The following is a 13,523-nucleotide window of genomic DNA, read 5'->3' as shown; positions in this document are numbered from 1 at the left end:
TCGTACTCGACTTCTCGCACCGTAAGGAAATAGCGATGACCAATTCAGCCGGGGCGCCTCTTCGAATTACTGGAAAGACCAGGCTGTTCGCCGTGCTCGGGGATCCCGTGGCCCAGGTCCGCGCCCCGGAAATGCTGAACCCGGTCTTCGCCGCCCTGGGCGTGGACGCCGTACTCGTCCCCGTGGAGGCCCCGGTGGGCAGCCTGGGGGAGGTCGTACGGGGGCTGCAGCGCTCGGGGAACGTGGACGGACTGTTCATCACCGTCCCGCACAAGGACGCCGTCCGCCGGTTCGCCGACGTGTGCAGCCCGGCCGTGGACCTGGCGGGCAGCGCGAACGTGATGCGCCGCGGCCAGGACGGCCGCTGGTACGCGGAGAACTTCGACGGGGCGGGCTTCGTCTCCGGGCTGGTCGGCTCCGGGCACCCGCCGATGGGCCGGCGGGCCGTCCTGGTCGGCGCGGGCGGTGCGGGCAGCGCCATCGCGGCGGCCCTGATGACGGCGGGCGTGGCCCGGCTGGACGTCGTCGATCTCGACGCGGGCCGGGTCAAGGGGGTCGTGGAGCGGCTGCGGCGGCACTGGCCGGACCGGATATCCGGCGGCCCCACCACCGACCTGGGCGCGGCCGACCTCGTGGTCAACGCGACCCCGCTGGGGCTGCGGCCCGGCGACCCGCTGCCCTTCGACCCCCGGGAGCTGGCACCGGGGACGCTGGTCGCCGACATCATCATGACCCCGCGCGAGACCGCGCTCCTGCGGGCCGCGGCCGGGCTGGGGCTGCCGGTGCACCACGGGCACCACATGCTGGAGCACCAGCTCCACCTGTACCGCGAGTTCTTCGGGCTGGGCCAGGCCGCGGCGCGGGCGGGGGCGCCGGTGGGGGCGCCGGCAGGGGTAGCGGCGGGGGCGCCGGCAGGGGCAACGGCCGGGGCACGGGCGGGTGATGGGCACCGGATTGCCGGATGATGGACGGCGCCTTCATACCGTGCCCGTATGAATCCGACCGTCGACGCACGGGTGGAGGCGCCGTCCTCGGCCCTCCGGCTTCCCGATCCCATTGATGCCCTAGTCGCCGAAGCGGTGGCCCGTCCGGCCTCGCAGCAGCCCGAGTGGCCCGACGCGCAGGCGGCTGCGGCGGCCAGGGACACCCTGACCACCATGCCGCCGCTCGTCCTGCCCGGCGAGGTCGACCGGCTCCAGGGGCTGCTCAGCGAGGTGGCGCGCGGCAAGGCCTTCCTGCTCCAGGCCGGAGACTGTGCGGAGACGTTCGCGGGCAACACCGAGTCCCACGTGACCGCGAACATCCGCACGCTGCTGCAGATGGCCGTCGTCCTCACCTACGCGGCCAGCATGCCCGTGGTCAAGGTCGGCCGGATCGCCGGCCAGTACGCCAAGCCCCGCTCCAACAGCACGGACGCGCTGGGCCTGCCCGTCTACCGCGGCGACATCATCAACTCGCTGGAGCCCAACCCCGGCGCCCGGGTCCCCGACCCGAACCGCATGCTGCGCGCCTACGCCAACTCCGCGGCCTCCCTGAACCTGGTCCGCGCCATGGCCGGCTCCGGCCTCGCCGACCTCGGCCTGGTGCACGACTGGAACCGCGACTTCGTCCGCAGCTCGCCGGCCGGCGAGCGCTACGAGGCCCTGGCCGGGGAGATCGACCGCGGCCTCAGCTTCATCTCGGCCTCCGGCGCCGACCACGGCGCGCTGCACAGCACCGAGATCTACGCCAGCCACGAGGCCCTGCTCCTGGAGTACGAGCACGGCCTGCTGCGCCACGCGGCCTCGCCGCACGGCGAATCCCGGCTGTACGGGCTCTCCTCGCACTTCCTGTGGATCGGCGAGCGCACCCGCCAGCTGGACGGCGCGCACGTGGCGCTGGCCTCCATGCTCGCGAACCCGATCGGCCTCAAGCTCGGTCCGGGCACCACTCCCGAGCAGGCCGTCGAGTACGTGGAGCGGCTCGACCCCGACAACGTGCCCGGCCGCCTCACCCTCATCACCCGGATGGGCAACGGCAAGGTCCGCGACGTCCTTCCGTCGATCGTGGAGAAGGTCGAAGCCTCCGGCCACCAGGTGGTGTGGCAGTGCGACCCGATGCACGGCAACACCCACGAGGCCGCCAGCGGCTACAAGACCCGCCACTTCGACCGGATCCTCGACGAGGTCAAGGGCTTCTTCGAGGTGCACAAGGCCCTGGGCAGCCACCCGGGCGGCCTGCACATCGAACTGACCGGCGACGACGTCACCGAATGCCTGGGCGGCGCCCAGGAGATCTCCGAGGAATCCCTCGCAGAGCGCTACGAGACCAGCTGCGACCCGCGACTGAATCCCCAGCAGTCCGTGGAGCTGGCCTTCCTCGTGGCCGAGATGCTCCAAGCCTGATCCCTGGACCCCCGCCAGGGGGCAGGAGCACGCCGGCCACGCGAAGGGGGTGCCTGGACACCGGGCACCCCCTTCGCCGCATCCGTTCCATCCGCTCGGCAGAGGGGAGAACACCAGGAACGCACCCACCACTGATACGGGAAACGACGAAGGGCCGGACACCACTCCTCAGGTGGTGTCCGGCCCTTCGTGCTGCCCGGTACCGCTCGGCCGGTCAAGTGACCGGTCGGTCCGCCGGTCGGTCCGCCGGTCAATCGGCCGGGACGGTGATCGCGGTGAGCAACAGCCCGCCGGTCGCGCTCCAGTTGCCTTCGAGGCTGTCGTACCACTTGCCTCCGAAGACCAGCCCCGGCACCAGCAGCCGGGCCCGCAGGGTCCCGTTGAACGGGTCGATGGTGATCGCCGCGTCCGTGAACTCCAGCCTGACCCCGGTGGCCGGGAACGTGGCCTTGTAGACCGACTCCTTCGCGCTGAAGAGCAGCCGGTCCCAGGCGATCTGCGGGCGGGCCCGCAGGAGCCTGCGTACGTGCGCCTGCTCGCCCGGCAGCGCGATGGTCTCCAGGAGACCGGCCGCCAGCGGCTGCGCGGGCTCGGCGTCGATGCCGATCGCCGTGATGTGCCGGCGCAGGCCGAGCACCCCCGCGCGGTAGCCCACGCAGTGGGTCATGCTGCCCACGACACCCTCCGGCCACTGCGGGGCACCCCGCGCACCAGGAAGCAGCGGCACCGGCTCGATGCCGAGTTCCGCCATGGCGCGCCGCGCGCACATCCGTACCGTCGTGAACTCGCGCCGGCGCACCGGAAGCGCGTTCGCGATCCGGGCGGCCTCCTCGGCGAACAGGAACCCGCCGGGCGGGTCCCCGAACTCCTCCGCGTAGGCCACGGTGTCGGGAAGCAGGGCCGCGATCACGGCGCACCTCCCAGGAGCCCGGTACTCATTCGGCGAAGCGGACGGGCGAGAACCAGGCCCGCACCGAGGCCGGTACCGGCACCTCGCCGAGTCTCCGCTGCGGCGGTCGGACATAGGCCCGGAGGTTTCCTGTGAATATGTCGAGAGCCGCGTCGCGCGCCGCGCCGAGATCACTGGTGGGCGCGGCTGCCGCATCTCCCGACGGCACGCGATCAGCGTACGGAGCCACTGTGTCGGATGGTCGAGCGTGCATGAATACCGCCTTACTGGCAGGCCGCGAACTAGAACTATGGAAAAGGTAGAAGCGGCGGCCCTCGACTGGATCCCCTAGCGCACCCCTGAATTTCCCGGCGGAATGGAATTGGATTCGTACTCCCGGCCCATTGGGGCCGGTCTGCTGAATTCGGTCGGTCGGTCGGCGGGACGGTCCGCGTCAGACCAGCTGCGGCTGGCGGCCCAGCAGGCGCGGCTCCTGGTTCAGGATCGAGCGCTCCAGGGACTGGAGTTCCTGGGACGGGTCCAGTCCGTGCACCTCGACCAGTTCCCGGCGGGTGCGCCGGTAGACGGCGAGCGCCTCGGACTGCCGGCCGCAGCGGTAGAGCGCGAGCATCAGGTGGCGGCAGAGCCGTTCCCGGGTGGGCACCGCGGCCGCGACCCGGTCCAGTTCCGAGGCCAGCTCGAAGTGGCGCCCCAGCTCCAGTTCGGCCGTCGCCCAGTCCTCGTAGACCGCCATCCGCTCGCGGTCCAGCTGTGCGAAGGCCGGCCAGCGGATGCCCGCCTCGGCGAGGTCCACGAGCACCGAGTCCCGCCACAGGCCCAGGGCTTCGGAGAGGGTGGCCGACGCGGCTTCCGGAAGCCCCGCCGTCAGCTCGGCCCGGCCCCGGGTCGCGAGCATCCGGAACCGTACGGAGTCCACGGCCTGCGGGTCGATGTGGAGCATGTATCCCGGGTTCGCCGTGTCGAGGCGCGGACGGCCGTCGGGGCCCTCGTGCTCGGCGAGCATCCTGCGGATCCCGGAGATGGCGTTCTGCACCATCTTCCGCGAGGTCACCGGCGCCTCGTCGCCCCACAGGGCGCCGACGATGCGGCTCGTGGCGACCACCTTGTTCGGGTGGAGCAGCAGATAGCCGAGGGTGCTCCGCTGGACGACTCCGCCCAACGCCACAGTTCCCTCGCTACCCACCACTTCGAGTGGTCCCAGAATGTTGAATCGCATGATGCCCCCTCTTTCGTGGCGGTACGTGTACTAGGCGACGCTGGACAGAATCGGGCTGCCCCCCGCAGCTTGCGGCCTTGCCGGGGCGGGCCCCGTTTCGGTCACAACACGATGGAAGCCGACCGCCTCGTTGTCCGGAAGCCCGGACGCCACCGGCCAATCAACGCGGCCGCCGGACGACCGGGCTCCGGTCCCGGTCAGGAGCGGTCGGACTTGTAGTTCGTGCAGGTCAGACCACCTGCCGGGCACCAGAGGGTGGAGCCGCCGACCAGGTGGAGCTCCAGGTCCGAACCGCTCATCCCCCGCTCGTCCAGGGCCGCCCGCAGCGCGGACGGGGCCGGGTGCGGGGGCAGGCCGAGGACGCTGATGACGACGATCCCGTTGCGCGCCTCGACCGAGGCGATCCGCCAGTTGCCCGCCGCGGCCCAGCGTTCGGCCACCGGCCGGGCGTCCACGGCCAACTGCCGGTCGCGCGCCACGGAGACCGTCCCGGCCGTCAGGGGTACGGCGATCACCAGGAGCACCGCCACCACCAGGCCCAGGGTCCGCCCGCGGAAGGCGCCCACCTCCACCCCGGCGGCGCGGGCTGATGCGCGCCGACACCTGGCTGTTCGAGGCGAAGGCGTCGGGCGGCGAGACCAGCCACCCCATCAGCATCCCGATGGCCACGACGGCCAGCGCGCCCCCGAGCACCAGCAGGGCGCTGCGGACCAGGTGCGGCCAGCCGAGCGGGGGCCGGACCGCGGACGGTTCGGCCCCCGCTCGGGGAGTGCTGGGTCAGGAAAAGTCGAGCTCATGCAAGGAGCTTCTCCTTGGCCTTGTCGAACTCCTCCGCCGTGAGGTCGCCCTTCTCCTTCAGGGAGGACAGCTTGGCCAGCTCCTCGGCCGGGCTGTGGCGCGGGGCGCCGCCCGCCGCCTTCTGGACGTAGTCCTGGAAGGCCTTCTCGCGCTCCTCGGCTTGTTTCACGTCCCGCCGGCCCATGCTGCGGCCGCGGACGATGAGGTAGACGAAGACTCCGATGTACGGCAGCAGGAGGACCAGGATCAGCCAGCCCGCCTTGGCCCAGCCGTGCAGCTCGTGGTCGCGGAAGATGTCCGTGATCACCTTGAACAGCAGGAAGAACCACATGACCCACAGGAACAGCCAGAGCATCGTCCAGAACAGGTTGAGCAGCGGATAGTCGTCCACGCGGCACTCCGATCACATAAGGGGCAGATCAATTCATACCGCCCAGGTGGGTGATCCGCACGTGGAGTAGCCGCTCCGCCGCCCGCGCGCGACCATGAGGACATGCAGGAGCGCTCCCTCGACGGGGTCGGCGCGCCGAGCCGGGTGGCCGCGGCCGGAGAAGGCATCGGCCAGGACGAGCTGGCGCTCGCCGCGCGCAACCACGGGCTGCCGCTGGAAGCCATGCGGTACGAGGTCACGCCCGCCGGGCTGCACTACGTACTGGTCCACTACGACATCCCCGACACCCTCACCGAGGTCGAGTCCGACACCTGGCGGCTCACCGTCCACGGCCACCTGCGCCTCCCCCTGCGACTGGGCCTGCGGGAGCTGCGCGCGCTGCCCGCCGTGACCCGCCGGGTCACCATGGAGTGCGCCGGCAACGGACGGGCCCGGCTCTCCCCGCGCCCGGTCAGCCAGCCCTGGCTGGTGGAGGCGGTGGGAACGGCCGACTGGACGGGGGTGCCGCTGCGCACCGTCCTCGCGGAGGCAGGCGTCGCGGCGGACGCCGTGGAGGCGGTGTTCACCGGAGCCGACCACGGAGTCGAACGGGGCGTCGAGCAGGACTACCGGCGCAGCCTGCCGCTGCCCGTGGACGCGGACGTCCTGCTCGCCCACACGATGAACGGCTCCCCGCTGCCCCCGCAGCACGGGTATCCGCTGCGGCTGGTCGTGCCCGGCTGGTACGGGATGGCGCACGTGAAGTGGCTGCGGGACATCGAGCTCGTCGACGCCCCCTTCCGCGGGTTCCAGCAGGCCGTCGCCTACCGCTACCGGCAGAGCCCCGAGGACCCCGGGGAGCCCGTCACCCGGATCGCGCCGCGCGCCCTGCTGATCCCGCCGGGCTTCCCCGACTTCATGTCCCGCACCCGCGTCGTGCACCCGGGCCCCGTGCGGCTGCGCGGACGCGCCTGGTCGGGCTACGGGGCGGTCGTGCGCGTGGAGTTCAGCGCCGACGGGGGTCGGGGCTGGGCCGACGCCGAGCTGCTGCCGCGGGGAGCGCACCCGTACGCCTGGCAGGGCTGGCACGCCGACTGGACGGCCACCCCGGGCAGCCACACCCTCCTGGTCCGCGCCACCGACGGCTCCGGACGCACCCAGCCCCTCGAACAGCCCTGGAACCGGGGCGGCTTCGGCAACAACCTGGTCCAGTCCGTCCCCGTCGTCTGCTGCTGAGGGACCCCGACCCCTTGCCACACCGGCCCCCTTCCCATGAAACTGACGAACCGTCAGGTTTTTCGTCAGGGATGTGCGAGGAGAGGAACCGAGGATGCAGACCATCTGGCTCGGCGGACCCGAATGGGTCGCCGTTCTGCGGATCGGGCTCGGGCTGTGGTGGCTGGAGAGCTGGCGGCACAAGGACAAGAAGGACTGGTTCGGCGGGGGCGGCATCCGCTGGGCCGCCGGGGTCGCCGAGAAGCACCGCTGGGCGTTCGTCACGCGCGGCTTCGACCTCGTCGTCAAGCCCTACCCGCGTTTCATGGCCTACCTGGTCGCCTACGCCGAACTCGCCCTCGGGCTGGGCCTCATCGCCGGATTCCTGACCCCGATAGCCCTGGTCGCCGGGCTGCTGCTCAACCTGATCTACCTGGTCCTGATGATCCACGACTGGGGCGAGCAGGGGCAGAACCTGATGATGGCCCTGATCTCCGTGGCCGCGTTCTTCGCCATGGGCTGGCAGGTCTGGTCCCTGGACAACGCGCTGGGCCTGTTCTGACCCGACCGGACACCCTCCCCCGGTGGGCGGCGCCGACGCCGACGGGCGCCGCCCGCCGGGGGACGGCCACCGCGACGCCGGGCCCCGCCGGCCGGGCCGCTCAGCCCTGCCGGTCCAGCGGGTTGGCCGCGATGCGCTCCTTCGCTCCGCCCGCCACGTAGGCCGCCGCGGCGCACTTCGGCTTGCGCTCCGCCTGGTCCGCGACCAGCGCGAAGAAGGCGTCGCCGAAGCCCAGGCGCGGGTACTGCTCCAGGAGCCGTCCGGTGAAGGCCGGGTCGAAGTCGGCGAGGCCCAGGCCGGAGACGTCCGCGCTGGTGCCGACCTGGAGCAGGTGGCTCTCCGCGTCCTCCTGCGCCGTCACGTCGTCCCGCATGTGCAGCACGATGACCTCCTCCGCGCGAGCCCGCCGCTCGGCCGGCCAGCCCAGCCCCGCCGTCAGGACCCGGGCCACGTGGCCGCCCGCCTCCTCGAAGGGCAGGGTGTGGCTGTCGAAGGGCGCGGTCAGGCCGAGATCGTGCACCAGCGCGCTGACGTAGAGCAGCTCCCGGTCGTAGACGAGCCCGCGGCGGTCCGCGTACTCGGCCGCGAAGGCGTACGAGCGCACGGAGTGGTTCAGCAGCGCCGCGTCCGCGTACTCGGCGGCAATTTCCAGGGCCGCACGGCCCGACGGAGTGTCAAGTATCCATGTCTCAAGGGTCATGCGGCGTCAGTGTAGGCGGGGGCCCGAGCGGGGCCGGAAGTCCACCTCCGTCGGTTCCGCCTCCCCCGGCCAGGCCAGCAGTCGGGCCGGAGCCGCCGGGGTCTCGGCCAGGACGGTGCCGCGCGAGACCACGTACCGCGGGCGGACCTGGCGGCGGACCGCATCCGTCGGCGACTCGGCCGCCAGCAGCACGAAGGAGGCGGGCGCGCCCGCCGCGATGCCGTACTCGGAGGGCTCCAGACCCAGGACGCGCGCCGCGCGCTCGGTCACCATCTCGAAGGCCACCGGGATCTCCTCGGCCCCCGTGAGCTGGGCGGCGTAGATCCCGACGAGGGCGGTCTGGAGCGGGTTGCCGGTGCCGAGCGGGTTCCAGGGGTCCATCACGTCGTCGTGGCCGAAGGCCACGTTCACGCCCGCCGCCAGCATCTCCTTGACCTGCGTGAGGCCGCGCCGCTTGGGGTAGGCGTCGAAGCGGCCCTGGAGGCCCAGGTTGGCGAAGGGGTTGCAGACGAGGTTGATCCCGGAACGCGACAGCAGCCGCTGGAGTTTGTAGCTGTACGCGCCGCCGTAGGAGCCCATCGCCGTCGTGTGCGAGGCCGTCACCCGCTCGCGCAGCCCCGAGCGCAGCGCGAGGGCGGCCAGCACCTCCACGAACCGCGACTGCTCGTCGTCGATCTCGTCGCAGTGCGCGTCGATCCGCAGTCCGTGCTCCTCGGCGAGCGCGAAGGCGATCGACAGCGAGGCCACCCCGTCCTCCCGGGTGTCCTCGAAGTGCGGGATCGCACCCACCACGTCCGCCCCGCGCCGCACCGCCTCGCGCAGCAGCTCCGCGCCGTCGGGGAAGGAGACGATGCCCTCCTGCGGAAAGGCGACGATCTGCAGGGTCATCACGTCCCGCACCCGGTCGCGCACCTCCAGCAGAGCGTCGAGCGCGGTCAGCGCCGGGTCGGTGACATCGCAGTGGGTGCGCACGTGCAGGACGCCCTGAGCCGCCTGCCAGCGCAGCACCTCGGTGGCCCGCGCGATCACGTCCTCGCGGGTCAGGGTCCGCTTGCGCTCGCTCCAGCAGGCGATGCCCTCCCAGAGGGTCCCGGAGGCGTTCGGGCGCGGATCCCCGGCCGTCAGCGCGGTGTCCAGGTGGATGTGCGGCTCGACGAAGGGGGCGCTGAGCAGCCCGCCGTGGGCCTCGATCAGCACCCCCGTCGCCGGTGGTTCCTTCTGATCGTCGTACGGGAGCACGCGCGCGATCCGCCCGTCCTCCGCGACCTCGACGTCGTACAGGCCTTCGCCGTGCATCAGCCGGGCACCCCGGACGATCATCCGCATGCCGTCAGCCTACGACCGCGGGGACCGCACCGGGCCGTGCGAAATCCCCGTTCCCCTCGCGGAGGGGAACGGGGACCGTCGGACCGCGGTCAGCGGGACGCCGGGGTGGACCCTGGGGTCACGCCTTCTCGAACGGCGAGCGCACCGGGAAGTACGCGTTGAGGAACGCGTGCAGCACGCGGTCCTGCTCGTCGGCCGGCACGGCCGCGTTCGCCGACTCGCCGATGCAGAACACGCTGTGGCTGCGGGTGGCCAGCAGGCGGCTGAGCCGCGTGTGGTGCTCGTAGTCGCCCGCGTTGATGAACGAGCAGGTGATCGTCGACGGCATCGCCCGGCCGGTCAGGTAGCCGTAGTGGTGGTGCAGGGACGAGGTGACGGACAGGTCCGTCTGTGCCCGGAACTTGCTCGCCGCCGTGGCGCCGACCTCCTCGGAATACTCCTCGGCGAGCTCCTTGAGGACGCTCCGCCGCAGCGGGTGCGGCGTGTGCAGGAAGCCGTGGGTGGCGGTGCGGCCGAACTTCCGGTGGAGCAGTGCGCGGTTGTTCTTGGCGGCGGCGAAGTAGCCCTCGTCGGTCTCGGACAGTTCGACCGGCGGGATGGCGGTGGGCGACCGGAAGAAGTGGCTCATGCCGTTGCTGGCGAAGAACTCGGACTGCTGGAGCGGGCGGCCCAGGAACACGTCGTCGTTGAAGTAGAGGAAGTGCTCCGAGAGGCCCTCGATGTGGTGCAGCTGGCTCTCGATGGCGTGCGAGTTGAAGGTCGGCAGCCCGGACTGGTCGGCGAATATCTCGCGGTGGCTGACGATCTTGATCCCGGGCTGTTCGGTGTCCAGCCAGTCCGGCGTCTGGTCGTCGGTGACGATGTAGACGTTGCGGACCCAGGGGGCGTACATGGCCAGCGACCGCAGGGAGTACCGCAGTTCGTCGCGGTTGCGGAAGCGCACGTCACCGCTGTCCGCGCCATCGTCGGCGAGGAGGCCCGCGGCACGCTTCGCGGAGTCGCGGCGCTCGCGCCACGCCGGGTCGCTGTCGTCCACCCAGGTGTAGACGACGTCGACCGGGAACTCGACCTCCCACATGAGGTGATCGCCGAAGGCGGAGGCCGTCGGGTACTCGCGCTCGGCGACCTGCAGCGTGGCGGTGGCCTCCAGCGAGGGCAGGCGCGGGCCGACGAGGGTGGAGCCGCGCGGGGCCGCGCGCCAGCCGGGCAGCTCGGCGTCCTGCGGCTCCTCGTCCCAGAATTCGACGGAGCACGCGAAGGCGGGTCCGTAGCGCAGGGTCCGGCTCTCGGTGACGATCGGCTTGAAGACGTTCAGGCCGGCGACGTCGCCGGCCTGCTTCAGCCGCTCGGCGAGGATCGCGCCCGGGGCCGCGCCCCGCGGGGTGACGAGCTCCGCGTAGACGGGCTTGCCCTGCAGTTCGGCGGCGAGGGCGGCGAGCACCGCCTTGCGGCGCTCGGCCTCGACGGCGATGCGGTACGAGGTGCCGCCGTCGCGCAGCAGGACGTACGGGATGCCGTGCGCCTTCAGCGCGCCGGTGGTGATCTCGAGGTTCCACTCGGCCATGCGCGACGCGAGGACGTCGTCGCGCACCTCGGCCAGCCGGCCCGCGGAGCGGACCAGGGTGCCGGAGCGGTCCTGGGCCTGGATCATGACCTCGCGGGCCTTCTGCTCGTCCGCCGAGCCGGCCAGCACGCTGATGGGCGCCGAAATGCTGAAGGTGCGGGTGCCGCCCGCGGCGATCCGCAGTGCGACACGGTCGGCACGCTCGGCGAGCCGGGCGGGCGAGTCGCGGCGGGCGACGAGGCGCTCGAAGAGCTCCTCCCACAGCTTGGTGATCCGCTCGCCGCTGAAGCGCTCGTGGACGCCCTCGCGGGCGGCCTTGCCGTAGGCCCGGCGGGTCTCGTCGTCGCCCATCAGCTTCGACATGGCCACGGCCAGGGACGCCTTGTCGCCCGCGGGGACCAGCAGGCCGTCGACACCGTGCCGGATGATCTCGGCGGGCCCGGTGACGATGTCGTAGGCGACGACCGGAACTCCTGCGGCGAAGACCTCCAGGAGCACGAGGGGGAAGGCCTCGTTGCGGGAGGGCAGCATGGCGAGACCGGCATTGGCCCACTCCCGCTCCATTTCGGAGGAGCGGCCGAGCAGCAGGACGCGGTCATGCAGGGCGAGGCCGTCGATGATGCGCCGCAGGCGGACCTCCTGGGGCCCGTCGCCGAAGATCCGCATCGTCCATTCGGGGTGCTCGTCGGCGATGGAGGCGAAGGCCTCGATGGCGTGGTCGAGCTGCTTCTCGGGCGTCATCCTGGCGGCCAGGACGATGGTCTTGTTGTTCAGGTCGGACCGGGGCCGGAAGCCGTCGGGGACCGCATTGGGTATCGCGACGAGCTCGGGGGCGGTGGCGCCCAGCGAGTCGGCGAACCAGTCGTTGGTGCGCTCGGTGAGGGAGGCCAGCGCGTCGATCCGGGGCGCGTAGACCAGCAGCGGTTCGCCGCTGACGCCGCGCAGCTGGGACGCGCGGTGCTCCTGGTGCACGGTGATCACTCGGGAAGGCACGAGCTCTGCGGCGGCGGCCATCAGGGCGGGCGTGGTGGTGACCAGCACGTCGGTGTCGAGCGAACCCAGGGCCCTGGTCATCTCGATGTCAGAGAGGCGGTCGAAGGTGGCCTCCCAGGCGGGGCGGACCACCTCGCTCGGCAGGGAGCTGAGCGTGCGGCAGACCTTCTCGCTCAGACCGCTCTCGCGCACCGGGCGCCCGTACGGGCCGGTGCGGTCGACGAGGTAGCGACGCGGGATGGCGTGGCCGGCCGAGAAGAAGGGCGCGGGCCTGGTCTTGAAGACACTGATCACCTCGACCTCGTGGCGCGGGGTCAGGTGTGCAGCCTGGGTGTAGGTGGCCATCTCGGTGCCACCCATCTCGTCGCCCCAGGTGAGCAGGAAGGTGATCTTCATCAGGCAGTTTCCTTGGTGGATATGACAGTGCTGCTCACGGCGAGGTTTCCGGCGGCAGAAAGGTGCGCGTGCACGCGCAGCAGCGCACCTTCCTCAGTGGCAATGGTGCGGAAAGGAGTACGGAAGACCTTTTTGGGGTGGCGCACGTCACCGAGATGACGGCCGACCTTGAGACGGGTTCGCCCGGATCGGAGCTGAATGTCCCACACGCTCCTGCCCCGCCCCTTGGACATGGCATCGAGCGGCACGTCGAACGCGAACCGGTCGCCGTCCCACTCGGCGGAGATCGCCACGGACGCGGTACCGCCTCGACGCACGGCCTCGGCCGTGAAGGCGGCCGGCGTGGCGCCGGCGAGCAGCCGGCCGCGGACCGAGATCCGGTCCCAGCGCAGGTCGAAGGCGGTCAGCTCGGCGCCGGCCTTGGGGCCCGTCACCTTGATCATCGACTGCCCGTCGACGGACCTCACGGGCCGGAAGACGGCGCCCGACGACGGACTGGGCGAGGTGGAGTGGATGGGGCCGGACGACGTGTGGGCGACCGGGGCGGTGATGCCGAAGCGCTCCTTGCGCCCGTCGGCGTCGGCCGTTTCGACCGTGAGCTTCCACACCCCGTCGGTCAGACGCGGGTCGGTGGCCTGTGGGGCGTCGTGGCGCGCGTGGCGCAGCCCGACCGTCGCGGTGAGCAGCACCGGTCCGTGGCGCTGGGGTTCCACTTCCATCGGGACGGCCTGGCGCCGGCCCCCCCGCTCGAACACGAGGACCGCCGCGACGACCTCGGCGGAGGTGCCGGAGGAGGGCACGGGAACGGGAACGGCGAGGTTGAAGGTACGGCCACCGATCACCGAGAGGTGGACGGGCTTCAGGGTGGGCCCGGACCTCCCCATGCCGCCCAGAGCCGGCACGGTGTCGATCCGCTCCACCCGACGGCGAATCCGGCCCGCCGTGCGCCGAGCGCGCTTTACCGCCCCCACCGCATGGGACAGCAAGGTTTCACTCATGGCGTACCCACGTCTCTCCTGTGGTGATGCCCCCGCGCGCGTGATGTGACCGGTCAAAGCTCCGGGTCCGAGCACCCACGTGACTCCACTT

Annotated in this window: 13 protein-coding genes; 4 read left to right on the top strand and 9 right to left on the bottom strand. The window is 71.8% G+C overall.

Annotation, left to right across the window (positions count from 1 at the left end):
- The first annotated feature begins 35 nt into the window (after positions 1-35).
- Entirely contained in the window at positions 36-965 is a 930-nt protein-coding gene (locus OG490_RS20390) for a shikimate dehydrogenase family protein (protein WP_330297732.1), read from the top strand.
- Between the two features lie 27 nt (positions 966-992).
- Positions 993-2,384: a class II 3-deoxy-7-phosphoheptulonate synthase gene (locus OG490_RS20385; RefSeq protein ID WP_330297731.1), complete on the top strand. Its 1,392-nt coding sequence runs from the start codon at positions 993-995 to the stop codon at positions 2,382-2,384.
- 250 nt (positions 2,385-2,634) lie between these two features.
- Here the strand turns inward: OG490_RS20385 and OG490_RS20380 are convergent, their stop codons facing one another.
- From OG490_RS20380 to OG490_RS20360, 5 genes are all read right to left on the bottom strand, one after another.
- On the bottom strand, positions 2,635-3,294 hold the full coding sequence (locus OG490_RS20380; RefSeq protein ID WP_330297730.1) for a 4'-phosphopantetheinyl transferase family protein: 660 nt from the start codon (positions 3,292-3,294) through the stop codon (positions 2,635-2,637).
- A 25-nt stretch (positions 3,295-3,319) separates the two neighbouring features.
- The gene (locus OG490_RS20375) at positions 3,320-3,502 is read right to left on the bottom strand and encodes a hypothetical protein (RefSeq protein WP_330297729.1); all 183 of its coding nucleotides are present in this window, start codon (positions 3,500-3,502) and stop codon (positions 3,320-3,322) included.
- Positions 3,503-3,727: 225 nt separating this feature from the next.
- Positions 3,728-4,510, bottom strand: coding sequence for an AfsR/SARP family transcriptional regulator (locus OG490_RS20370; protein ID WP_330297728.1), 783 nt, complete (start codon positions 4,508-4,510; stop codon positions 3,728-3,730).
- Positions 4,511-4,707: 197 nt separating this feature from the next.
- Positions 4,708-5,076, bottom strand: coding sequence for a hypothetical protein (locus OG490_RS20365; protein WP_330297727.1), 369 nt, complete (start codon positions 5,074-5,076; stop codon positions 4,708-4,710).
- Positions 5,077-5,303: 227 nt separating this feature from the next.
- Positions 5,304-5,699 (bottom strand): SHOCT domain-containing protein, encoded by a 396-nt coding sequence (locus OG490_RS20360; RefSeq protein ID WP_330297726.1) that lies wholly within the window; start codon positions 5,697-5,699, stop codon positions 5,304-5,306.
- 102 nt (positions 5,700-5,801) lie between these two features.
- Between OG490_RS20360 and OG490_RS20355 the strand changes: the two genes are divergently transcribed.
- Complete coding sequence (locus OG490_RS20355; protein WP_330297725.1) at positions 5,802-6,914, top strand: sulfite oxidase; 1,113 nt, start codon at positions 5,802-5,804, stop codon at positions 6,912-6,914.
- Positions 6,915-7,008: 94 nt separating this feature from the next.
- On the top strand, positions 7,009-7,455 hold the full coding sequence (locus OG490_RS20350; RefSeq protein ID WP_330297724.1) for a DoxX family protein: 447 nt from the start codon (positions 7,009-7,011) through the stop codon (positions 7,453-7,455).
- A 100-nt stretch (positions 7,456-7,555) separates the two neighbouring features.
- On the opposite strand, the gene OG490_RS20345 is transcribed toward OG490_RS20350, so the two are convergent.
- The 4 genes from OG490_RS20345 to OG490_RS20330 form a co-directional block, all read right to left on the bottom strand.
- Positions 7,556-8,155 carry an HD domain-containing protein gene (locus OG490_RS20345; protein ID WP_330297723.1) on the bottom strand — a complete coding sequence of 200 codons (600 nt, stop codon included), beginning with the start codon at positions 8,153-8,155 and terminating at the stop codon, positions 7,556-7,558.
- A gap of 6 nt (positions 8,156-8,161) precedes the next feature.
- Positions 8,162-9,481 carry a cytosine deaminase gene (gene codA, locus OG490_RS20340; RefSeq protein WP_330297722.1) on the bottom strand — a complete coding sequence of 440 codons (1,320 nt, stop codon included), beginning with the start codon at positions 9,479-9,481 and terminating at the stop codon, positions 8,162-8,164.
- Positions 9,482-9,599: 118 nt separating this feature from the next.
- The gene (locus OG490_RS20335; protein ID WP_330297721.1) at positions 9,600-12,434 is read right to left on the bottom strand and encodes a stealth conserved region 3 domain-containing protein; all 2,835 of its coding nucleotides are present in this window, start codon (positions 12,432-12,434) and stop codon (positions 9,600-9,602) included.
- Complete coding sequence (locus OG490_RS20330; protein ID WP_330297720.1) at positions 12,434-13,354, bottom strand: hypothetical protein; 921 nt, start codon at positions 13,352-13,354, stop codon at positions 12,434-12,436. Before OG490_RS20330 ends, OG490_RS20335 begins: the two co-directional genes overlap by 1 nt.
- Positions 13,355-13,523: the final 169 nt, after the last annotated feature.

Source organism: Streptomyces sp. NBC_00503, from assembly GCF_036346895.1.
Lineage (GTDB): Bacteria > Actinomycetota > Actinomycetes > Streptomycetales > Streptomycetaceae > Streptomyces.
This window is presented reverse-complemented; position numbering and strand designations above follow the sequence as displayed.

Bases quoted from the DNA above. Each gene is read 5' to 3' on its own strand.
- OG490_RS20335 (WP_330297721.1), bottom strand. From the start codon at position 12,434: ATGAAGATCACCTTCCTGCTCACCTGGGGCGACGAGATGGGTGGCACC.
- OG490_RS20385 (WP_330297731.1), top strand. From the start codon at position 993: ATGAATCCGACCGTCGACGCACGGGTGGAGGCGCCGTCCTCGGCCCTC.
- OG490_RS20355 (WP_330297725.1), top strand. From the start codon at position 5,802: ATGCAGGAGCGCTCCCTCGACGGGGTCGGCGCGCCGAGCCGGGTGGCC.
- OG490_RS20350 (WP_330297724.1), top strand. From the start codon at position 7,009: ATGCAGACCATCTGGCTCGGCGGACCCGAATGGGTCGCCGTTCTGCGG.
- OG490_RS20345 (WP_330297723.1), bottom strand. From the start codon at position 8,155: ATGACCCTTGAGACATGGATACTTGACACTCCGTCGGGCCGTGCGGCC.
- OG490_RS20370 (WP_330297728.1), bottom strand. From the start codon at position 4,510: ATGCGATTCAACATTCTGGGACCACTCGAAGTGGTGGGTAGCGAGGGA.
- OG490_RS20390 (WP_330297732.1), top strand. From the start codon at position 36: ATGACCAATTCAGCCGGGGCGCCTCTTCGAATTACTGGAAAGACCAGG.
- codA (WP_330297722.1), bottom strand. From the start codon at position 9,481: ATGCGGATGATCGTCCGGGGTGCCCGGCTGATGCACGGCGAAGGCCTG.